The following is a 21,994-nucleotide window of genomic DNA, read 5'->3' as shown; positions in this document are numbered from 1 at the left end:
GAGGCCGCAAGCGGCCGGCCGCCTGGCCGGGACGGCCGGGCGGTGGGCGGATTCGGCTCCACGGAGCGTGGCGGGGCGCCGTGCCACGGCCGGTCGGCGGGCGCGGGCGGCCGAGTCGCGAGGAGGCGTTCCGCGTGGTGGCGGTGGGTCGGCGCGTTGGCTCGCCGGGTGCCGCCCACCGCGTGTCGGAGGCCGGTCAACAGGCTGTCCGGTCGCACCCGCTGACGGGGGACACCGCGGCCCCCGGCGGCGCGATGCGCCGTCCGGCCCCGAGGGGGGCCGTATGGTGCTGACCAAGCGTCGCCCAGTAGGCGGAATCCGAGCGTTTAGAACCACCAGTGCGAAGCGGGAGACAGCGGTGCGAGACATGACCGAGGACGAGGTCCGCGAGCCGCGGGCCACCGCGGTACCGGGAAGCAGGCGTGAACGCGCCGACGAGGCGGAGACGGCCGCGCCCACCGGCCCGGCCGCGCGGGACGCCGAGGGCCCGGGCACGGACGCCCCGCAGGCCGTCGACGGGGCCGAGCAGGCGGCGGGAACCACCGACGCCGCTGGAGCCGGGGCGGCGGGTGAGGACGACGGTGCCGACGGCGCCGGCGCGGGGCCACGGGAGTCGGCGCGGGTGGCGGCCGAGCTGCCGGCCGCGTGGACCGCTCCGGAGGCCTCCCTGCCTGAGCTGCGGGAACGCGTGGAGGACTTCCTCTCCCGCTACCGCGCCGTCGAGGCCACCCGCCGGCAGGCGGTGCGGCTGGCCGGCCCGTTCTGGGGCGCGGTGGCCGACGCCGCGGAGGCGGCCGGCGCGGTCGGGGACGACGGCGAGCCGGAGGTCCCGGAGGCCGCGCTGGTGGGCGGCTATCCGCCCCCGCTGCCGGTGGAGCGGCTGACCGGCGCTGAGGCGAGGCGGCTGGCGGAGCTGTTCGCGCGCTCCGCGCAGGACCTCAAGGGCTGGCAGGAGCGCCTGGAGGACATCGCCAGCGTCTTCGGCATGGGCGCCCCGGAGACGGTGGAGGAGGCGATGCGCCTGGCCGAGCTGGGCGCCTACGCCGACGAGGAGCACAAGCCCGAGCCGGGTTGGCTGTCCGCCGACGGCCTGCGCGCGGCCACCGAGGCCCTGGACGCGGTGGAGCAGGCCCAGCACGCGGCCGACACCGCGCGCTCCGCGGCGGACGTCCGGGACGAGGCGCTGACCGCCGACGACCTGGAGGCGCTGGTGGAGCGCCTGGCCGGTTACCGCGGCCTCAGCAAGTTGTCCAGTCGGTATCGCGCCGATCGCCGCGCGGCGGCGGCGTACACCCGTTCCGGTCACTGGGGCGGTGGCACGCTCGGGCAGCTGCGCGAGGCCCTGGCCTGGAGGCGCGCGGAGGCCGAGCTGGCCGAGGTCGGCGCGCGGCACGCCGGCGTCCTCGGCCGCTGGGCCGGGACGGCGGCCGACACGACGGCCGGGACGGCCGCGGGGGCGACTGACCAGGAGCCCGGCGAGGCGGCCGACGGCGCGGGCGGCGCCCCGGGGAGCTCCGGGCGCGGCCGCGTGGACGTCGCCAAGGTGCGGCGGCTGCTGGAGCGGACGGCGCGCATCCGGGAGCTGGGGCGTGACGCCGACGGCGACGCCCTGGCCGCCCAGCTGACGTCGTCGGGCAGCCCGAACGCCGCCGCGGCGCAGACCGCTCGGCGGGTCGCCGCCGGCCTGCGTGAGTGGCGTGGGGCCCTCGTGGACGGCGTGGAGCCGGGCATGCCCCGGGCCCTGGCCCACGGCTCGCCGGGTGACGCCCACGCCTGGCTGCTCCGTCACGTCGGGCCGCTGGAGCGCACCGCCGACCTCGCCGAGCGAGTGGTCGCAGCGGCGGCCCGTGAGGAGGAGGCCGGGGGCACCACGGCGGCACACGGCGCCGCGGAGGCCGCCGACGGCGAGCTGGAGAACGGGGTGTCACCGCTCAGCGCCGACAGCACCATCGGGGAGGTCCGCGCCGCGGTCACCGCGTCGCTGAGGGCCCGGCAGGAGCAGCGGGCGCTGTCCGAGGCGGCGGTGCGCGACCGCGCCCTGCTGGGCGCGCTGTACCCGGTCGACGCGGAGCGTCCTGACGTCGTCTCGGAACGGCTGCACGACGCCCTGGTGCTCGCCGAGCGCCGGGCCACCCTGCCGGCCCCCGCCGCCCCGGTGGAGACGGCCGGGCCCGAGGCCGGGACCGCCGAGGCCGTGGACACCGAAGCCGAGGTCGCGGAAGCCGAGGTCGCGGAAGCCGGGCGGGCGGACGTGGAGGAGCCGGAGGGCTCCGAGGACGTCGCCGCGATCGGCGCGGAGGTGGAGCGCCCCGGCACGGAGCCCGCGGACGACGCGGCTGCCCCGGAGGAGGCCGAGGAGGAGGACGCGGAGGGCACCGCCGAGGAGGAGGACGCGGAGGACGCGGAGGGCACCGCCGAGGAGGCCGGCTCAGCGACGGAGCCGCGGGAGGCCGTCGAGGAGTCCGCCCCGTCCGCCGTGGAGACGTCGGGAGAGGCCACCGGGGCCCTGGAGGACGAGCAGTCGGCGCAGGCGCCGGCCGCCGCCGACGGCACCGCGGAGGGGGCGCCGAACGGCGCCGAGGAGGACGCGGCGGGCGGCGCGGAGGAGCCGACCGGCGCGGCCGAACCCGCCGCCGAGCCGGCCGCCGAGCCGGCCGCCCCGGCGGTCCCGGCGGCCGAGCCGGTGGTCGAACCGGTGGCCACCGCGCCCGCCGAGCCGTCCTCGGTCGGCCGTCCCTACGTGGTCGCGACGCCCACCCCCGGGGTGGACCCGCTGCCCGCCCTGCACACCAAGCAGGCCCAGGGTCCGCTCGGCGCGGTGTTCCGGGAGATCGTGGCCGTGGAGGGCCCGATCCACGAGGAGCTGCTGATGCAGCGAGGCCGCGAGGTGTGGGGGCTGACCCGCTCCGGGGCGCGGATCAAGGCCGCCATGGAGGCGGTGCTCGACGGTCTGCTGGAGGCCAAGGAGGTCGAGCGGGTCGACGGCTTCGTGTGGGCGACCGGCGAGCGCGAGGTCGTGCCGCGCACCCCCACCGAGGAGACCGCCCGCAGGTTCGACCGGGTGGCGCCCGAGGAGCGGCGGGCCGCCCTGCGGCTGCTGCGCGAGCGGCACCCCGAGGCCAAGCCGGCCGAGCTGGTCCGCGAGGCGGCGGCCTTCTTCGGGTGGAGCACTCGGGCCAGCGGTGTCTCCGCCGCGTTGCGGGCGGACGCCGAGGCGCTGGGGCTGTGACGGCGTGGCGGGGCCGGGAGCGTGTTCCCGGCCCCGCCCCCTTCGCCCCTCGGCGTCCATGACGCTCCGTGACCAGGGACGACCATCACGACACCGCGGTTTCCTCGAGCCGTCACCGCTCGTTCACCTTGTCGGCACTCACGGGTCCGTGCCCCGCCATAGCTTGCGGTCGCCCCACAAGGATCTCGTCCCTGGGAGAAACCTCCATGACGGAGCAGCACCAGCCCGGCCGCAGACTGCTGCCGATCTTCTCCAAGCAGTCCGGCCGGTCCCCTCAGACCTGCCTGTACCGGTGTGGCAACGCCTGTTTCCACCCGGCGCCGAACACCTCCGACAACGAGTACTTCGGTGACGTCGCCGCCCGGGCCCTGTCCCGCCGCGGCATGCTGCGCGGGGGTGCTCTCGGCGCGGTCGTGGCCGGGGTGGGGCTCAGCGGCCTCGGCCTGGCCGGTGCCGCCACGGCGACGGCCTCGCCGGCGCCGCAGTCGCGCCCGACCGGTGGCTCCGGCGTCTCCGGCTCCGCGCTGACCTTCTCCGCCGTCGCGCCGAACACCATGGACAGCGTCTCCGTACCCAACGGGTACGACCACTCCGTGGTCATCGCGTGGGGCGACGCCGTGGAGCCCGGTGCCCCCGAGTTCGACGTGAACGCCCAGACCTCGGCGAAGCAGCGCAAGCAGTTCGGCTACAACAACGACATGGTGTGGTTCTTCCCCCTGGAGGACCGCAACCGCGCCCTGCTGGTGTGCAACCACGAGTACACCAACGAGGAGATGATGTTCCCGGGCTGGGCCGGGGGCGCGCAGGCCACCCGTGAGCAGGTGCTCACCGCGATGGCGGCGCACGGCCTGTCCGTGGTGGAGGTCGAGCGGGTCGGTGACACCGGCGAGTGGCGGCTGCGCAAGGGCGACCGGCGCAAGCTGAAGTACAACCGCCGCATCCACGGCCACACCGTGATGGAGCTGACCGGTCCGGCGGCCGGCGACCCGCTGCTGCGCACCGCCGCCGACCCGAGCGGCCGCCGGGTGCTCGGCACCTTCAACAACTGCGCGGGCGGCCAGACGCCGTGGGGCACCGTGCTCACCGCGGAGGAGAACTTCAACCAGTACTTCGGCGCCAGCAACGGCGTGAAGGCGGAGCTGGCCACCTCCTACCGGCGCTACGGCATCACCACCAGCACCCGGGTGAGCGAGCGCGGCTGGGAGCGGCACGAGGAGCGCTTCGACCTGACGCGGCACCCGAACGAGCCGCACCGCTTCGGCTGGATCGTGGAGATCGACCCCTACGACCCCGAGTTCACACCGCGCAAGCGCACCGCCCTGGGGCGCTTCAAGCACGAGGCGGCCAACACGCACCTGGCCAAGGACGGCCGGGTGGTGGCCTACCTCGGTGACGACGAGCGGTTCGACTACCTGTACAAGTTCGTCTCGCGCGACAAGGTCGCGCAGGGGAACAGCCGCCGGGCCCGCGAGCACAACCTGTCGCTGCTGGACAACGGCACCCTCTACGTGGCCCGCTTCACCGGCGACAGCGACGCCTCGGAGATCGACGGCACCGGCAAGCTCCCCTCGGACGGCGCCTTCGACGGCACCGGCGAGTGGATCCCGCTGGTGGTCAACGGGGAGAGCAGGGTCGAGGGGATGACCGCCGCCGAGGTGCTCATCCACACCCGCCTGGCCGGCGACAAGGTCGGTGCCACCAAGATGGACCGGCCGGAGGACGTCGAGGCGTCGCCGAAGACCGGCGCGGTGTACGTGGCGCTGACCAACAACAGCGCCCGGCAGCCCGGTCAGCAGGACGAGGCCAACCCGCGGGTCGCCAACCGGCACGGACACGTGCTGGAGATCGTGGAGGACGGGAACGACGCCGCGGCGGCCCGCTTCCGCTGGTCGATCCCGCTGGTGTGCGGCGACCCGGAGGACCCGAACACCTACTTCGCCGGGTACGACAAGACCAAGGTGAGCCCGATCTCCTGCCCGGACAACCTGGCCTTCGACGCGGCCGGCAACCTGTGGATCTCCACCGACGGCAACGCGCTGGGGTACCACGACGGCCTGTTCGCGATGCCGCTGGAGGGCGAGGAGCGCGGCCACCTCAAGCAGTTCGCGACCGTCCCGAACGGTGCCGAGTGCTGCGGCCCGACGATCAGCTGGGACCAGCGCACCGCGCTGATCGCCGTCCAGCACCCGGGCGAGGGCGGCACACTGGCCGCGCCGAGCAGCTCCTGGCCGTACGGGGAGTTCCCGCGGCCCGGCGTGGTGGCCATCTGGAAGAAGTACGGCGAGAACACCCGCGTGGGTTCGTGATTCCCGGCCCGGTGCCGGAGTGACGCGTGAGGGGAGCCACCGAGGCGGTGGCTCCCCTCACGCGTCCGTCACGCGTTCCCCGCGCGCCCGTCACCCTGCGGCCGTCACGCCGCGCCCGTCACGCCGCACCCGTCACACTGCGCCCGTCACGCCGCACCCGTCACACTGCGCCCGTCACGCCGCGGCCTCACGCCTTGCGGCGGATCACCAGCAGCGCCCGGTCATCGTTGACGTCCTTCGCCACCGTCTCGATCAGGGTCCGGGCCAGCCCCTTCCAGGCGGCGGAGGTCTCGACGGCGGTGGGCAGCAGCTTGGCGCAGACGTCGGTGAGGACGTCCATGCCGTCCCTGATGTCCTTGCCGGGCATCTCCACGAGGCCGTCGGTGTAGAGCAGGATCACGTCGCCGGGCTCCATGCGGCCGCGCATGGCCTCGAACTCCGCGCCGTCCAGCACGCCGAGCAGCGCGCCCTCCGGCTGGAGCACGGCCCACTTGCCGCTGTCGGCGCTGAGGTGGAGGGCGGCCGGGTGCCCGGCGGAGCGCAGCTCGTACTCGCCGGTGTCGAGGTCGACGACGAAGTGGACGGCCGTGGCGAAGCCCTCGTCCCACTCCTGGCGCAGCAGGTAGCCGTTGGCGGCGGGCAGGAACTGGTCGCGGGGCAGGGAGCCGAGGAGCCCGCCGAAGGCGCCGGAGAGCAGCAGGGCGCGTGAGGCGGCGTCCATGCCCTTGCCGGAGACGTCGGCGACGACGGCCTCCAGGCGGCGGGTGCCCAGGGGGCGGGCGGCCGCCACGAAGTCGCCGGAGAAGAGCTGTCCGCCGGCCGCCATGAGTTCGATGCTGTGGTGCCATCCCTTGCCGAGGCCGGGGACCCGGCTCTGCACGCGCAGGCGCTGGCGCAGGTCGATCAGCATGGACTCGCCGCGCCGCCAGGGCACGCCGAGGCGGGCGCGGAACTGGGCCAGCAGCGCGCCGATGCAGCCGACGGCGCTGACCACGAGGATGCTTCCGGGGGACACCCGGGCGACGCCGCCCTGCCAGACGGACATCACCAGCGCCTCGGTGACGAGCGTTCCGCTGGCGGCGGTGTAGAGGAGGACCAGGCTGCTGGGGCGCAGCGCCAGGCCGCCGACGAGGACGGGGACGACCAGGGCGGTGGGTGGGAACCACTCGGGGGAGACGACGGTGCCCAGGGCCAGCACGGGCAGCAGGGCGAGCAGGACGGTGAGGGCGGTGCGGTCGGTGCCGTCACCGCGGAAGTCGTCCACAGCCTGGCGGCGCATGCGCCGCCAGGCCCGGAGCGCGGACCTGCGCCACCGGGCCATCGTCGGGTTTCCGCCCGGCAGGCCGCCTTCCATGGTCGGGACCTTACCGACCCGACCGACGGAACGTCGACGTTCCCCGACGTTCCGGGCGCCTGGGGTGCAAGCGGTCCAAAAAGTGCTCCTTGTGGATATGGCGTGGCGGGTGCGTCGCGGTGCGTCCGGTCGGTGCCGGGCGGCGTCGGCGCTCGCCGCATCATCAACGCTTCCGCGCCGGACCGGGTTCCCCGTCGGGCGCCGTGGGGCGCGGGCGGGTGACGGTTCGAGCGGGCGTGTGACTCTCGGCGTGCCGTCGTCGCCGGCGTCAGCCGACGTCGCTCCGGGCCGGGTTGACGGGGTGTGGGGGGACGCTGTCGAGTGTCCGCCCGTGGGGCGCGCGATGGCTAGGGATCAGCGTGCCTGACAGGTCGGACACCAGAAGAGGTTGCGGGCCGCGTGTGACTCCGTCGCGACGGGCGTGCCACAGATCAGGCACGGCATGCCGGCGCGGCGGTAGACGTAGACCTCGCCACCGTGGTCGTCGACCCGGGGCGGGCGCCCCATGGCCTCCGGGGTGTGCTCCGGGCGCACGGTGTCGATGCGCCCGGTGCGCACCCCCTCGGCCATCAGGGCGCGCAGGTCGGCCCAGACGCGTTCCCACTCCTCGGCGGTGACGTCCCTGCCGGGGCGGTGCGGCTCGATGCCCTGTCGGAAGAGCACCTCGGCCCGGTAGACGTTTCCGGCGCCGGCGATCACGGACTGGTCCATGAGCAGGGCGGCGATGGTGGTGCGGCTGTGGGCGATGCGGCGGCGGGCCGGCTCCGGGTCGGCGCGCGGGTCGTCCGGGGGGAGCAGCGGGTCGGCGCCGAGGCGGGCGTGGATGGCCGCCTCCTCGGCGGGATCCAGCAGTTCGCAGGCGGTGGGGCCGCGCAGGTCCATCCAGCGGCCGTCGTCGCCGGCGGCGGTGGTGTCGGTGGCGACGGCCTCGCCGGTGGCGAGCCGCAGCCGGATCTGCCCGGTGGGCGGGGGGACCGGCCCGGTGCCGAAGGTCACCTTGCCGTACAGGCCGAGGTGGATGTGGAGGCGGTGGACCGGCTCGTCGGGGTCGGTCCCGAAACGGAGGAACAGGTGCTTGCCGTGCGCGTCGGCGCCGGCGAGCGGCAGCCCGTCCAGCCGGGCGGCCCCCTGGCCGAAACGTCCCTGCGGGGAGCTGACCAGAAGTTTCCGGCCAGCGAAGTGGTCGATGCACGCGGCGGCGAGCCGGTGGATGGTGTGGCCCTCGGGCACGGCGGGGCGGGTTCCTCTTCGTGTCGCGCGCCACCGCCCCGCTCGCCGGACGGGGCGGGGCGGTGCGCGCGGTGATGGGTCGGGAAGGGCTGGTTCGGGAAGGGGTGGACCGGCGGGGTGCCGGTCAGCCCTCGGGCAGCGGGGGCAGTTCGCCGGTGGTCTCGTAGGCGGCCAGCTGCTCGATGCGGCGGGTGTGGCGCTCGGCCCCCGAGTACGCGGTGCCGAGGAAGATCTCGACGAACCGGACGGCCTCCTCGGCGCTGTACTGGCGGGCGCCGAGGCTGATCACGTTGGCGTTGTTGTGCTCGCGGCCGAGGCGGGCGGTGTCCTCGCTCCACACCAGGGCGGCGCGCACCCCCTTGACCTTGTTGGCGGCGATCGCCTCGCCGTTCCCGGAGCCGCCGATGACGACGCCGAGGGAGTCCGGGTCGGCGGCGGTGCGCTCGGCGGCCCGCAGCACGAACGGGGGGTAGTCGTCCTCGGCGTCGTAGACGGCGGGACCGAGGTCGACGGGCTCGTGGCCCGCGCCCTTCAACCACTCGACGAGGTGATTCTTCAGTTCGAATCCGGCATGGTCGGAACCGAGGTAAACGCGCATGGGTGAAGTCTTTCATGCGCGCCGGTCCCCCCGCCGCCCCCCTGGCGGACGGGGCCGCGTGCACCCCGGGCCGCGGGTGGGCCGGGCGTGCCCGTGAGGGGTCACGCGTGCCCGTGGGGTCAGCCGCGGCGGCCGACCAGCTTCCAGGCGGCGGGCAGCACGCCGGCGGCCAGCAGCAGCTTGAGGGCGTCGCCGATCAGGAACGGCACCATGCCCAGGGCGGCTGCCTCGGCCAGCGGGACCTGCAGGGCGTAGGCCAGGTAGGGGACGCCCACCGCGTAGATCACCGCGTTGCCGACCAGCATGGTGCCGGCGGTGCGCAGCGGGGTGCGGTCGCCACCGCGCCGGGCGAGGGCGCCGACCGCGGCGGCGGCGAGCACGAAGCCGAGCACGAAGCCGAAGGAGGGCATCGCGAAGCCGCTGGCGCCCTCGGCGAACCAGGGCATGCCGGCGGCGCCGGCGAGCAGGTAGAGCGCCATCGCGGCGAGGCCGCGGCGGGCCCCGAGGGCGGTGCCGACGAGCAGCACGGCGAAGGTCTGGCCGGTGACCGGCACGGGGGTGCCGGGCACCGGCACGGAGATCTGCGCGGCGAGGCCGGTGAGGGCGGCGCCGCCGACCACGAGGGCCAGGTCGCGGGTCCGGGCGCGGGCCGCGGTGGACGCGCCGGCGCGCAGGATGCTGTCGGCGAGGACCTGCCCGGGGCGGGCGAGGGTCGTAGCGGGGCTGCTCATGCTGTTCTCCGTGCGTTCGGCGGTCAGCGGTCGGTACCGGTGACGGTATCCAGTGCGGCCCCGGACCGCCGTTGGCAGCGGCGACAAGTCGACTCCCGCCGGTTTGGTGTACTTCCCACAGATCGTGTCGCGGCGGCGCGCGGATCGGCCGGAGGGCGGCGCGCCGTGGTGACGCCCGGCGGACACACGTTGTTCACATGCCGGAATCCACTTGGGTTCCCGCACGTCACGGGGGACACTTACGCGGATTCCGTCGCCGCGCGGCCGCGGGGCCACGCCGGTACCGGAATCCAGGGTCGGCCCGACCGCCGCCCCGGCCCGTCCTGTCCGCCCGAGGGCGGCACGCGCAGCACAGAGAGACCACATCGACATGTCGACACGCCAGTCCATCGATCGCCCCGGGGGCGAGCGGTCCGCGAACGCGGCGGCCTCGCCCGGCGAGCCGATGGGGGGCGCCCCGGCCGACGGCGGCCGGTCCGGGCTCCAGCACGGCCTGCGCCGCCGGCACCTGTCCATGCTCGGTCTGGGCGGGGTCATCGGCGCGGGGCTGTTCGTCGGCTCCGGCGCCGGCATCGCGGCGGCCGGCCCGGGGATCCTGGTGTCGTACCTGCTGGCCGGCGGGCTGGTCACGCTGATCATGCGCATGCTCGGCGAGATGTCCGCGGCCGAGCCGGCTTCCGGCTCCTTCTCGGTGCACGCCGAGCGCTCCCTCGGGCGCTGGGCGGGCTTCACCGTCGGCTGGCTGTACTGGTGGCTGCTGGTGGTGGTGCTCGCGGTGGAGGCGACCGGCGCGGCCGGCATCGCGCACGGCTGGGTGCCGGCGGTGCCACAGTGGGCCTGGGTGCTGGTGTTCATGGTGGTGCTCACCGCCGCGAACCTGGCCGCGGTACGGAACTTCGGCGAGTTCGAGTTCTGGTTCGCCGCGGTGAAGGTGGTCACCATCGTGGGCTTCCTGCTGCTGGGCGGGCTCGCCGTGCTCGGCGTGCTGCCGGACGTGCCGGCCCCCGGCCTGAGCAACCTCACCGGGCACGGCGGGTTCTTCCCCAACGGCCTGGACGGGGTGGTCGTCGGCCTGCTCGCGGTGGCGTTCTCCTTCGGCGGCCTGGAGGTCGTCACCATCGCCGCCGCCGAGTCCGACGACCCGCGCCGCTCGGTGGGCAGCGCCGTGCGCACTGCCGTCTGGCGCATCCTGCTGTTCTACGTCGGCTCCGTCGCGGTGATCGTCACCCTGCTGCCCTGGGACTCCGCCGAGGTCGGCGCCAGCCCGTACGTGGCGGTGCTGGACCGCCTCGGGGTCCCCGGAGCCGCCGGGCTGATGGACGCCGTGGTCTTCCTGGCGCTGCTGTCCGCGCTGAACGCCAACCTCTACGGGGCGTCCCGGATGGTGTACTCGCTGGCCGAACGCGGCCAGGCGCCGCGGCCCCTGCTGCGCACCTCGCGCTCCGGCTCGCCCCGCGTCGCCGTGCTGGCCTCGGTGGCCTTCGGCTTCGTCTCGGTGCTGTTCAACTACTGGTGGCCGGACACCGTGTTCCTGTTCATGCTGAACTCGGTGGGCGCGCTGCTGCTGGTCGTGTGGGGGTTCGTGGCCGCCGCCCAGCTGCGGATGCGGCGCCGGCTGGAGCGGGAGGCGCCGGAGCGGCTGACCGTGCGGATGTGGGCCTTCCCGTACCTGACCTGGCTGGCCGTGGCGGGGCTCGGGGGTGTGCTGCTGCTGATGCTGGGCGACGCCGCCGCCCGGCAGCAGCTGCTGAGCGCCGGCGTCCTGGCCGCGGTCATCCTGGCCGTCGCCCTGCTCCGGGAGGTGCTCCGGCGCCGCCGCGCCGAGGAGGCGCCGCGCCGGGACGCGTAGTCCCGCCGCGGCGAGCCCGCCCGTGGCGGCCGGCGGCGTCACCGCCGGCCGCCGGGTGGTGCTCCCCCGCCCGCGCGCGCTCGCCCGGCCACCACCGGGGCTGGGGCGCGCGGGGCGGACCGGTGCCGTCAGTCGAAGATCGGGCCCTGTTCCCGGGTCCGCTTGAGCTCGTAGAAGCCGGGGATCTCCAGCACCGCGCGGACGCCGTCCCAGAGCTTGGCGGCCTCCTCGCCCTTGGGCGCGGGGGTGACCACCGGGCCGAAGATGCCCACCTTCTCCCCGGCGTCGTTGACCAGGGCGATCACCGGCGTGCCCACCTCCTGGCCGACCAGGCCGATGCCCTCGGCGTGCGAGGCGCGCAGGCGCTCGTCGTACTCGGTGGAGTCGTAGGCGTCCGCCAGCGACTCCGGGAGGCCGACCTCCGCCAGCGCCTCGGCGACGGTGGCGCGGTCCAGCTCGCGGTCCTGCGGGTGCCGGCGGGTGCCGAGCGCGGTGTACAGCGGGCCCAGCACCTCGTTGCCGTGCTCGGCCTCGGCGGCGATGGCGACCCGCACCGGGCCCCACGCCTTCTTCATCAACTCGACGTACTGCTCCGGCAGCTCCCGGCCCTCGTTGAGCACCGCCAGGCTCATCACGTGCCAGCGCACCTCGATCGGCCGGACCTGCTCCACCTCCAGGATCCAACGGGACGTCATCCACGCCCAGGGACACAACGGGTCGAACCAGAAATCGACGATCTTGCGCTCGTCCGCCATGGCTGCTCCTCGCTTTCGAAACGACGCGATGGACCGGTCTCGGGAAGGCCGACCCCGCCGGTGGCAACCAGCCCGGCGGCGCCGTCATTCCCGCACCCGGACATGGGAGGATGCGCTGCGGATGCCCTGGGCGGTCACGGGCGGCCACGAGCACGCCAGCGCCCCCGGCAGCCGCACGCCGCCGAGGACGCACCCGCGTGCCCTCGGCACCCCATCCCCACGACGACGAGGGAGTTCCGACGTGCCGGGCAAGAACCTGACCCGCGAGGAGGCCCAGACCCGGGCCGACATCCTCGACGTGGAGTCCTACGAGGTGTCGCTGGACCTCTCCCCGGCGGCGGACGCCGGGGGCCTCGCGGCACCGGATGGGGCCACGGGCGGCCCGGCCGCGGAGGCGAGCACCGACCCGGCGGTCGGCACCTTCCGCTCCACCACGACCGTGCGGTTCAGCTGCGCCACCCCGGGCGCCGACACCTTCCTGGACCTGCTGGCCCCCGAGGTCCACGCGGTCACCCTCAACGGGCGGCCGCTGGACCCGGCCGAGGTCTTCGACGGCGCCCGGGTGGCGCTGCCGAACCTGTCCGAGTCCAACGAGGTGACGGTGGACGCCACCTGCGCCTACAGCCGCACCGGCGAGGGGCTGCACCGCTTCGTCGACCCGGTGGACGGCGAGGCGTACCTCTACACCCAGTACGAGCCCGCGGACGCCCGGCGGGTCTTCGCGAACTTCGAGCAGCCGGACCTGAAGGCCTCGTTCACCTTCACCGTGACCGCGCCGGCGCACTGGACGGTGATCTCCGGTGCGCCGGCCGCCGGCGCGCCCGAGCCGCTCCCCGCGGACCCCTCCCCGGCGGCGGGCGCGCGGCCCCCGGTGCCGCTGGCGCGCTGGCGGTTCGAGGCGACCCCGCGGATCTCGACCTACATCACCGCCATCGTGGCCGGCCCCTACCACGTGGTCCGCGACGAGTGGCGGCGCACCCTGCCGGACGGCTCGGAGCTGGTCGTGCCGCTGTCCGCGCTGTGCCGCCGGTCGCTGGCCGAGCACCTGGACGCGGACGCCATCCACACCGTCACCAAGCAGGGCCTGGACTTCTTCCACGACCACTTCGACTTCCCGTACCCGTTCGGGAAGTACGACCAGGCCTTCGTGCCGGAGTACAACATCGGCGCCATGGAGAACCCCGGCTGCGTGACCTTCCGGGAGGAGTACGTCTTCCGTTCGAAGGTCACCGACGCCTCGTACGAGGCGCGGGCCAACGTGATCCTGCACGAGATGGCGCACATGTGGTTCGGCGACCTGGTCACCATGCGCTGGTGGGACGACCTGTGGCTGAAGGAGTCCTTCGCCGACTACATGGGGGCGCTGGCGCTGAGCGAGGCGACCCGCTGGAAGAACGGCTGGATCACCTTCGCCAACCGCCGCAAGGCGTGGGCGTACCGGCAGGACCAGCTGCCCACCACCCACCCGGTCACGGCGGACATCCGCGACCTGGAGGACGCCAAGCTCAACTTCGACGGCATCACCTACGCCAAGGGCGCCTCGGTGCTCAAGCAGCTGGTGGCCTACGTCGGGCGGGACGCCTTCATGGAGGGCGCGCGCCGCTACTTCAAGGCGCACGCGTACGCCAACACCACCCTGCAGGACCTGCTGGACGTGCTCGCCCAGACCTCCGGCCGGGACGTCCGGGCCTGGTCCCGGGCCTGGCTGGAGACGGCCGGCGTCAACGCCCTCACCCCCCGGGTGACCACCAACGGTGACGGCGTCGTGACCGACGTGACGATCCTCCAGGAGGCCGACCCGGTGCCGGCCGAGCGCGGCTCCGACCGCACCGTGCCCGGCACGCTGCGCCCGCACCGGGTCGCGGTGGGCGCCTACCGCAGGCAGGCGGACGGCTCCCTGGTCCGCGAGCGCCGGGCGGAGGTGGACGTGACCGGGCCGGCCACCCGGGTGCCCGAGCTGGCCGGCATGCCCGCCCCGGACCTGCTGCTGGTCAACGACGAGGACCTCACCTACTGCAAGGTGCGCTTCGACGAGCCCTCCCTCGCGACGCTGCGCGGCCACCTCGGGGACCTCGCCGACCCCATGGCGCGGGCGCTGGCCTGGTCCGCGGTGTGGAACATGACCCGGGACGCGCTGATGCCGGCCGGCGACTACCTGGAGCTGGTGCGCGCCTTCGCCGGGCGGGAGACCGGCATCGGCGTGCTGCAGTCGCTGCACGACCAGGCCCGCACCGCGCTGCACCACTACGCGGCCCCGGCCCGCCGGGAGGGCGCCGCCCGGGAACTGGCCGGCGTCGCCCTGCACGAGCTGCGGCTGGCCGCGCCCGGCGGCGACCCGCAGCTGGCCTGGACCCGCTTCCTGGCCGCGGTGGCGCGGGACGAGGAGCAGTTCCGGCTGCTGGAGGGGCTGCTGCGGGGCACCGCCCGGATCGACGGCCTGCGGCTGGACCGGGACCTGCGGTGGACGCTGCTGGAGCCGCTGGTGGCGGCCGGCCGGGCGGGCGAGGCGGAGATCGACGCCGAGCTGCGCCGGGACGCGACCGCCTCGGGGCGCCGGCACCACGCGCACTGCATGGCGGCCCGGCCGACCGCCGAGGCGAAGGCACGGGCGTGGGCGTCGGTCATGGAGAGCGACGAGCTGCCGAACGCCATGGTGGAGGCCGTGATCGACGGCTTCAACCGGCCGGAGCACCGGGCGCTGACCGCGCCCTACGCGGAGCGCTACTTCGCCGCGCTGGAGGAGGTGTGGCGGGGCCGCACCATCGAGATCGCCATGCGCATCGTGCGCGGCCTGTACCCGGTGTGGCAGGACGGCCAGGAGACGCTGGAGCGCACCGACGCCTGGCTGGCGGCGCACCCGGACGCGGCTCCGGCGCTGCGCCGGCTGGTCTGGGAGGCGCGGGACGACCTGGCGCGGGCGGTACGGGCCCGGGAGTGCGACGCCGTCGCGCTGTCGGCGCCACGCGGCTGACCGGACCGGGGCGGCGAGCGGCGGCGCGGCGGGCGAGCCCCGGCCCCGTGGGCGCCCTCCGCCCCCGGGGCGTCCACCGCCCCGGGGTCGTGGGGCGGTTCCGCCGCCGTACGCCCCGGGCTCCGCGCCCGCTCCGCCGTCGCGCGACGGCGGGCGGAACGGGCCCCGCCCGGCGCCCGCTCTTTCACCACCGTCCCGCACGCCTCCACCACCGCCGAATGGTGACCTAACGTGCCTATACGGACACCTTCAGTAAGGGGAGTGGGGAAGATGTGGAACCGGCGGATACAGGCGAAGACCATGCGGGTGGAGGCTGCGGAGGCCGAGTACGGCCGCGTCGTGCCGCAGCACGTGTCCAACGGCGAGGAGGTCGACTACCCCTACCTCGCCAACTTCTCCAAGGGCCTGCCGCACGACGAGAACGGCGAGGTGGACCCGGCCGCCTACCGGGCCCTGCTGCGGGCCGTCAGCACGGGAGAGGAGGCCGACTTCCGCCAGATCCCGCTCGGGACCGCCGGCGGCAGGCCACTGGTGAACCCCCAGGCCGGACGCTCCTTCGACCTCGAAGGCCCCGACCCGCAGGCGATGACCATGCCCCCGGCGCCGCGCATGGACGGCGCGGAGCACACCGCGGAGGCCGCGGAGCTGTACTGGATGGCCCTGTGCCGGGACGTCCCCTTCGCCGAGTTCGGCACGCACGAGCTGACCGCCGCGGCCGCCGAGGAGCTCGACGCCCTCCCCGGGTACCGCGGCCCCCGGGTCGACGGCCGGGTCACCCCCGCCGCGCTCTTCCGCGGCAACACCCCCGATGACCTCGTCGGGCCCTACGTCTCGCAGTTCCTCCTGCACGACATCCCCAACGGCGCCCTGAACATCCCGCAGCGCCAGGACCTCGCCGAGCCCGGCGTGGACTACCTCACCGACCCCGACGAGTGGGCGGCGGTGCAGAACGGCTACCTGCCCCCGCCGGCGCCACGGGACCAGAGCAACCGCGGCTACCCGCGCACGCCCCGGGACATGGCCCACTACGTGCTCCTGGACTACCTCTTCCAGGCCTACCTCGGCGCCGGGCTGATCCTGCTCGGCCGCGGGGCCCCGCTGAACCCCGGCAACCCCTACCACTACTCGCCCAACCAGACCGGGTTCGTCACCCACGGCCCGGCCCACCTGCTGCCGCTGGTCGCCGAGGTGTCCACGCGCGCGGCCAAGGCGGTGTGGCACCAGAAGTGGAACGTGCACCGGCGGATGCGGCCGGAGGAGTTCGGCGGCCTGGTGCACCGGCACCTCACCGGCAGCCGGAGCTACGACATGATCGAGCCGGGCATCCTGGCGTCCCGCGCCGTGGCCGAGACCCACGAGCGCTTCGGCAGCTACCTCCTCCCCCAGGCGGCACCCGAGGGCTGCCCGCTGCACCCGGCCTACGGGGGCGGCCACGCCACCACCGCCGCCGCGTGCGTCACCGTGCTCAAGGCGTGGTTCGACTGCTCCGCCCCCTTCGAGGGGCCAGTGGAACCGTCCGCGGACGGCCAGGTGCTGGTCCCCTACACCGGCGAGGACGCGGACCGGATGACCATCGGCGGGGAGCTGAACAAGCTCGCCGCGAACATCCCCAACGCCCGCAACATGGCCGGGGTGCACTGGCGGACGGACTACTCGGCCTCGGCCCGGCTCGGCGAGGACATCGCCATCGCCCTGCTGCGGGAGACCCTCGCCATGACCGCCGAGCGCGGTTCCCTGCTGCTGCGGCGGTTCGACGGCACCCTGGTGCGGATCTGACCCGCGCCGGCCCGCGACCCAGGAGAGGAAGGGCACCGCGTGGGCGACAACGGCTTCACGGGGGACCGCCGGACGCGGGCGCGCGCCGTGCGCGTGGCGGCGGCCAGGTCGGAGTACGGACGTGCCGTCCCGCGGCACCTGGCCAATGGCGAGGAGGTCGACTACCCCTACCTCGCCAACTTCTCCAAGGGCCTCCCGCACGACGGGAACGGCGAGGTGGACCCGGCTGCCTACCAGGCCCTGCTGCGGGCGCTGGCCACCGGCGAGGAGCGCCACTTCGAGGCGGTACCGCTGGGAACCCCCGGCGGCCGGCACCTGCTCAACCCCCGCGCGGGCGCGGCCTTCGAGCTCCTCGGCCCCGACCCGCAGGCCTTCCCGATCCCCCCGGCGCCGCGCGTGGACGGCGCGGAGCACTCCGCGGAGGCGGTGGAGCTGTACTGGATGGCGCTCTGCCGCGACGTCCCGTTCCGGGACTTCGCGGCCGACCGGCGGGTCGCGGCGGCGGCCGAGGAGCTCGACGGCCTGCCCGGCTACCGCGGCCCCCGGCTGTGCGGCCGGGTCACGCCGGCCACGCTCTTCCGCGGGGACGCCCCGGGCGAGCTGGTCGGCCCCTACGTCTCGCAGTACCTGCTGCGGGACATCCCGAACGGGACCCTGCGCGTCCCGCAGCGTCAGGACGTCCCCCCGCCCGGCCTCGACCACCTCACCGACTACCCGACCTGGCTGGCCTGCCAGAACGGCCAGCCGCTGCCGCAGGTGCCGCGCGACCAGCACAACCGCTACCACCTGCGCACCCCGCGCGACCTCGCGCACTACGTGGGCTACGACCACGTCTACCAGGCCGCCCTGGGGGCAGCGCAGATCCTCCAGACCACGGCGCCGGTGGACCCCGGCAACCCCTACCGGACCGCGGTGACCGAGCAGGCCTTCGGCACCTACGGGCCTCCGCACGCACTGGCGCTGGTCGCCGAGGTCGCCATCCGCGCGATGCGCGCGGTGTGGTACCTGAAGTGGTACGTCCACCGGCGGGCACGCCCGGAGGAGTTCGGCGGCCTGGTCCACCGCCATCTCGCCGGCACCCGCCGGTACGACATGATCCACCCCGCCGTCCTCGGCTCCCGCGCCGTCGCCGAGACGTACGAGCGGTTCGGCAGCCGCCTGCTGCCCCAGGCGCACAGCGGAGGCAGCCCGCTCCACCCCGCCTACGGCGCCGGGCACGCCGCCACCGTGGGCGCCTGCGTGACGCTGCTCAAGGCCTGGTACGACTGCTCCGCCCCCATCGAGGACCCGGTGGAGCCGGACGCCGACGGCCTGCGGCTGATCCCCTACACCGGGGACGACGCCGACCGGATGACGGTCGGCGGGGAACTGGACAAGCTCGCCGGCAACATCTCGATCGCCCGCAACATCGCCGGAGTGCACTGGCGCACCGACTACACGGCCGGCGTCCGACTGGGCGAGCGGATCGCCGTGGCCCTGCTGCGCCAGGTCACCGCGATCACGGCGGAACGCGGCTCACTGACCCTGCGGCGCTTCGACGGGGGTTCGGAGGTGATCTGACGGAACCCGGGCGGCGATCACTCTCCGCCACGATCTGACGGCTCGCCGCCTCCCGGCGAGCCGTCGGCGTCGGCGGTGGCGGAACCCATCGGCAGCTCGACGTGCAGGATCCCCTGCCCGCCGCCCGGCAGTTCCCGCTCGTCGCAGACCACCCGGCCGACCGAGCGCCAGAACGCCTCGGCGCCCGGCACCGCGGGGTCGGTGTGCAGGTAGATCGACCGGTAGCCGCCGGCCCGGGCCACGAAGGCGCGCAGCTCCCGCACGATCGCCCGGGCCAGCCCGGCCCGCCGGTGCTCGGGGCGCACGTAGACCCGGCACAGCTGCGCCGTCGTCCCCGAGGGGAAGCGCTCGGCGACCCACCGCGGGTTGGGCGGGTGGGCCGGCCCCTGGGAGCGCACCGCGCCGGTGGCCACCACCAGGCCCTCGAGCTCGGCGACCAGCAGGGTGTGCCGGTCCGGCGTCAGGTAGCCGCCCTCGATGTCGATGACGTCCCGGTGCCAGCGCGGCACGTAGGCGGAGCGCAGGTCCCCGTAGATGGTGTCGAGCATGACGCTGCGCGCCCCGCCCACGTCCTCCGGGCCCGCCGGTCGCACCAGGTAGCGGCCGACCCGCACGCCTCCGGCGAGGCCACTCCCCGCCCCGGCCGGCCCCACCGGCACCGACGGCCCCACCGGCCCCGTCGCCGCGGTCGCCGCCGTGGACCTCTCCCCGCTCCGGGTAGCCGCCACCTTCCGAAACCTCCCGCTCCACGGCCCGCACGCCGCGCCGGAACACGCCACCACCACCCTAATCGCACACCACTTGCAACTGCGAACGAGCGGTGGCAAGGGGGAGGCGGAAGGCCGGGCGGGGGGACGCGCCGCGCTACCCGCCCGCCGCACGGGCGCGTGGGAGGATGCCGGGACCACCGACGTAAGGAGCATCACACCGTGCCAGGCACGAACCTCACCCGGGAGGAGGCCCGCACCCGGGCCGACCTGCTGACCGTCGACGCCTACGAGATCGACCTCGACCTCAGCGCGGCCAGGGACAGCGGTACCTTCCGCTCCACCACGACCGTCCGCTTCTCCTGCGCGCGGCCCGGCACCGACACCTTCATCGACCTGGTCGCGCCCGAGGTGCACGAGATCGTGCTCAACGGGACCCCGCTCCCGCCCGCCGAGGCGTTCGCCGACAGCCGCATCACGCTGCCGAACCTGGCCGCGGAGAACGAGCTGACCGTCACCGCGTCCTGCGCCTACACCAACACCGGCGAGGGGCTGCACAAGTTCGTCGACCCGGTGGACGAGGAGACCTACCTCTACACCCAGTTCGAGGTGCCGGACGCCCGCCGGGTGTTCGCCTCCTTCGAGCAGCCCGACCTCAAGGCGACCTTCCGGTTCACCGTCACCGCGCCGGCCGGCTGGCAGGTCGTCAGCAACTCCCCCACCCCGCAGCCGGAGCCGGCGGCGGAGGGCACCGCGGTGTGGCGCTTCCTGCCCACCCCCCGCATCTCCTCCTACATCACCGCGCTGATCGCCGGCCCTTACACGGCCGTGCACGACGAGGGCTACACCAGCGCCGACGGCTCCCGCACCGTGCCGCTCGGCATCTACTGCCGCCCCTCCCTGGCCCAGTACCTCGACGCCGACGCGCTCTTCGCGGTGACCAAGCAGGGCTTCGCCTACTTCGAGGAGCGCTTCGACCGGCCCTACCCCTTCGCCAAGTACGACCAGCTCTTCGTGCCGGAGTTCAACGCCGGCGCCATGGAGAACGCCGGCGCGGTCACCATCCGCGACCAGTACGTGTTCCGCTCCAAGGTCACCGACGCCGCCTACGAGGCCCGCGCCGAGACCGTGCTGCACGAGCTGGCCCACATGTGGTTCGGCGACCTGGTCACCATGGAGTGGTGGAACGACCTGTGGCTGAACGAGTCGTTCGCCACCTACGCCTCCATCGCCTGCCAGGCCGAGGCCCTCGGCAGCCGCTGGCCGCACGCCTGGACCACCTTCGCCAACTCCATGAAGACCTGGGCGTACCGGCAGGACCAGCTGCCCTCCACCCACCCGATCGTCGCCGAGATCCGCGACCTCGACGACGTCCTGGTGAACTTCGACGGCATCACCTACGCCAAGGGCGCCTCCGTCCTCAAGCAGCTCGTCGCCTACGTCGGCGACGACGCCTTCACCGAGGGCCTGCGCCGCTACTTCCGCGCGCACGCCTGGGGCAACACCACCCTCGCCGACTTCCTCGGGGCCCTGGAGGAGGCCTCCGGACGCGACCTGAAGGCGTGGTCCAGGGCATGGCTGGAGACCGCCGGCATCAACGTGCTCCGCCCGCACCTGCTCACCGACGACGCCGGCACCATCACCGAGTTCGCCGTCCTGCAGGAGGCTCCCCCGCTCCCGGCCGGCGCCCGCGGCGAGGCCGTGCTGCGCCCGCACCGCATCGCCGTCGGCTGCTACGAGCGCGACGACGTCACCGGCAAGCTGCTGCGCACCGAGCGCGTCGAACTGGACGTCACCGGGGCCCGCACCGAGGTGCCGCAGCTGGTCGGCCGCGCCCGCCCGGCCGTCATCCTGCTCAACGACGACGACCTCTCCTACGCCAAGGTGCGGCTGGACGAGGCCTCGCTCGCCACGGTCACCGAGCACCTGGCCGACTTCGCCGAGTCGCTGCCGCGCGCCCTGCTGTGGGCCGCCGCCTGGGACATGACCCGCGACGGCGAGCTCGCCACCCGCGAGTACCTGGAGCTGGTGCTGCGCAACATCGACCGCGAGGGCGACATCGGCGTGGTGCAGTCGCTGCACCGCCAGACCAAGCTGGCCCTGGACCTGTACGCCGACCCGGCGTGGCGGCCGGAGGGCCTGGCCCGCTGGGCCGACGCCGCCCACCAGCACCTGCTCGCCGCCGAGCCGGGCAGCGACCAGCAGCTGGCCTGGGCCCGCGCGCTGGCCGCCGCGGCCCGCTCCGAGCAGCAGCTCGCCCTGCTGAGCGGCCTGCTGGACGGCAGCGTCACCGTGGAGGGCCTCAAGGTCGACACCGAGCTGCGCTGGGCACTGCTCGGCCGGCTGGTGGCGGCGGGCGTCGCGGACGAGAAGGCGGTCGAGGCCGAGCTGGCCGGCGACCGCACCGCGGCCGGTGAGCGGCACGCCGCCAGCTGCCTCGCCTCCCGCCCCACCGCGGCGGCCAAGGCCGAGGCGTGGGCGTCGGTGGTCGAGCGCCAGGACCTGCCCAACGCCGTGCAGGAGGCGGTGATCGGCGGCTTCGTGCAGACCGACCAGCGGGAGCTGCTGGAGCCCTACCGCGCCCGGTACTTCGAGGTGCTGGCCGAGGTGTGGGCCACCCGCTCCCACGAGATGGCCCAGCAGATCGTGGTCGGCCTGTACCCGAGCATCCACGTCTCGCAGGCCACGCTGGACGCCACCGACGCCTGGCTGGAGCAGGCCCAGCCGCCCGCCGCGCTGCGCCGCCTGGTGGTGGAGTCGCGGGACGGCGTGGCGCGGGCGCTGCGCGCCCAGGCCCGCGACCGCGCCGCCGGCGAGGCCCAGGGCGCCTGAGCCCGCCCCGCCCGGCCGTACACCGTCCCGCGGTGCACGGCCGGGCGGGACCCGGGCGTTTCCAGCCCGTGACCGGTTTCCCAGACGCCCCCCAGC

Annotated in this window: 13 protein-coding genes; 7 read left to right on the top strand and 6 right to left on the bottom strand. The window is 74.9% G+C overall.

What is annotated here, in order from left to right:
* Nucleotides 1-367: 367 nt before the first annotated feature.
* Together FHU37_RS26855 and FHU37_RS26850 are read left to right on the top strand one after the other, a co-directional pair.
* A complete protein-coding gene (locus tag FHU37_RS26855; protein ID WP_179817212.1) occupies nt 368-3,229 on the top strand; it encodes a DUF3320 domain-containing protein in 2,862 nt (953 codons plus the stop codon).
* A gap of 206 nt (nt 3,230-3,435) precedes the next feature.
* Nucleotides 3,436-5,535, top strand: a complete 2,100-nt coding sequence (locus FHU37_RS26850; protein ID WP_179817211.1) for a PhoX family protein — start codon at nt 3,436-3,438, stop codon at nt 5,533-5,535.
* Between the two features lie 187 nt (nt 5,536-5,722).
* Here FHU37_RS26850 and FHU37_RS26845 read toward each other — a convergent pair whose 3' ends face one another.
* The 4 genes from FHU37_RS26845 to FHU37_RS26830 form a co-directional block, all read right to left on the bottom strand.
* Nucleotides 5,723-6,889: a PP2C family protein-serine/threonine phosphatase gene (locus FHU37_RS26845; RefSeq protein WP_179817210.1), complete on the bottom strand. Its 1,167-nt coding sequence runs from the start codon at nt 6,887-6,889 to the stop codon at nt 5,723-5,725.
* A 354-nt stretch (nt 6,890-7,243) separates the two neighbouring features.
* A complete protein-coding gene (locus FHU37_RS26840) occupies nt 7,244-8,119 on the bottom strand; it encodes an Fpg/Nei family DNA glycosylase (RefSeq protein WP_179817209.1) in 876 nt (291 codons plus the stop codon).
* Nucleotides 8,120-8,243: 124 nt separating this feature from the next.
* Nucleotides 8,244-8,717, bottom strand: coding sequence for a ribose-5-phosphate isomerase (locus tag FHU37_RS26835; protein WP_179817208.1), 474 nt, complete (start codon nt 8,715-8,717; stop codon nt 8,244-8,246).
* A 119-nt stretch (nt 8,718-8,836) separates the two neighbouring features.
* Complete coding sequence (locus FHU37_RS26830) at nt 8,837-9,448, bottom strand: biotin transporter BioY (RefSeq protein ID WP_179817207.1); 612 nt, start codon at nt 9,446-9,448, stop codon at nt 8,837-8,839.
* A 445-nt stretch (nt 9,449-9,893) separates the two neighbouring features.
* On the opposite strand from FHU37_RS26830, the gene FHU37_RS26825 reads away from it, so the two are divergent.
* On the top strand, nt 9,894-11,297 hold the full coding sequence (locus tag FHU37_RS26825; RefSeq protein ID WP_179817425.1) for an amino acid permease: 1,404 nt from the start codon (nt 9,894-9,896) through the stop codon (nt 11,295-11,297).
* Nucleotides 11,298-11,425: 128 nt separating this feature from the next.
* Here the strand turns inward: FHU37_RS26825 and FHU37_RS26820 are convergent, their stop codons facing one another.
* A complete protein-coding gene (locus tag FHU37_RS26820) occupies nt 11,426-12,052 on the bottom strand; it encodes a mycothiol-dependent nitroreductase Rv2466c family protein (RefSeq protein WP_179817206.1) in 627 nt (208 codons plus the stop codon).
* Between the two features lie 241 nt (nt 12,053-12,293).
* Between FHU37_RS26820 and pepN (FHU37_RS26815) the strand changes: the two genes are divergently transcribed.
* The 3 genes from pepN (FHU37_RS26815) (at nt 12,294) to FHU37_RS26805 (ending at nt 18,359) form a co-directional block, all read left to right on the top strand.
* The gene (pepN, locus tag FHU37_RS26815) at nt 12,294-15,023 is read left to right on the top strand and encodes an aminopeptidase N (protein WP_179817205.1); all 2,730 of its coding nucleotides are present in this window, start codon (nt 12,294-12,296) and stop codon (nt 15,021-15,023) included.
* Nucleotides 15,024-15,293: 270 nt separating this feature from the next.
* On the top strand, nt 15,294-16,799 hold the full coding sequence (locus FHU37_RS26810) for a vanadium-dependent haloperoxidase (protein ID WP_246451503.1): 1,506 nt from the start codon (nt 15,294-15,296) through the stop codon (nt 16,797-16,799).
* A gap of 39 nt (nt 16,800-16,838) precedes the next feature.
* Entirely contained in the window at nt 16,839-18,359 is a 1,521-nt protein-coding gene (locus tag FHU37_RS26805; RefSeq protein ID WP_179817204.1) for a vanadium-dependent haloperoxidase, read from the top strand.
* A 17-nt stretch (nt 18,360-18,376) separates the two neighbouring features.
* Here the strand turns inward: FHU37_RS26805 and FHU37_RS28765 are convergent, their stop codons facing one another.
* Entirely contained in the window at nt 18,377-19,012 is a 636-nt protein-coding gene (locus tag FHU37_RS28765; protein WP_312892903.1) for a GNAT family N-acetyltransferase, read from the bottom strand.
* Nucleotides 19,013-19,288: 276 nt separating this feature from the next.
* Between FHU37_RS28765 and pepN (FHU37_RS26795) the strand changes: the two genes are divergently transcribed.
* Complete coding sequence (gene pepN, locus FHU37_RS26795) at nt 19,289-21,898, top strand: aminopeptidase N (RefSeq protein WP_179817202.1); 2,610 nt, start codon at nt 19,289-19,291, stop codon at nt 21,896-21,898.
* The last annotated feature ends 96 nt before the right edge of the window (nt 21,899-21,994 follow it).

The sequence above is a fragment of the Allostreptomyces psammosilenae genome, assembly GCF_013407765.1.
GTDB lineage: Bacteria > Actinomycetota > Actinomycetes > Streptomycetales > Streptomycetaceae > Allostreptomyces > Allostreptomyces psammosilenae.
The sequence above is the reverse complement of the archived record's forward strand: the minus strand, read 5'-3'. Positions and strand labels throughout refer to the sequence as shown.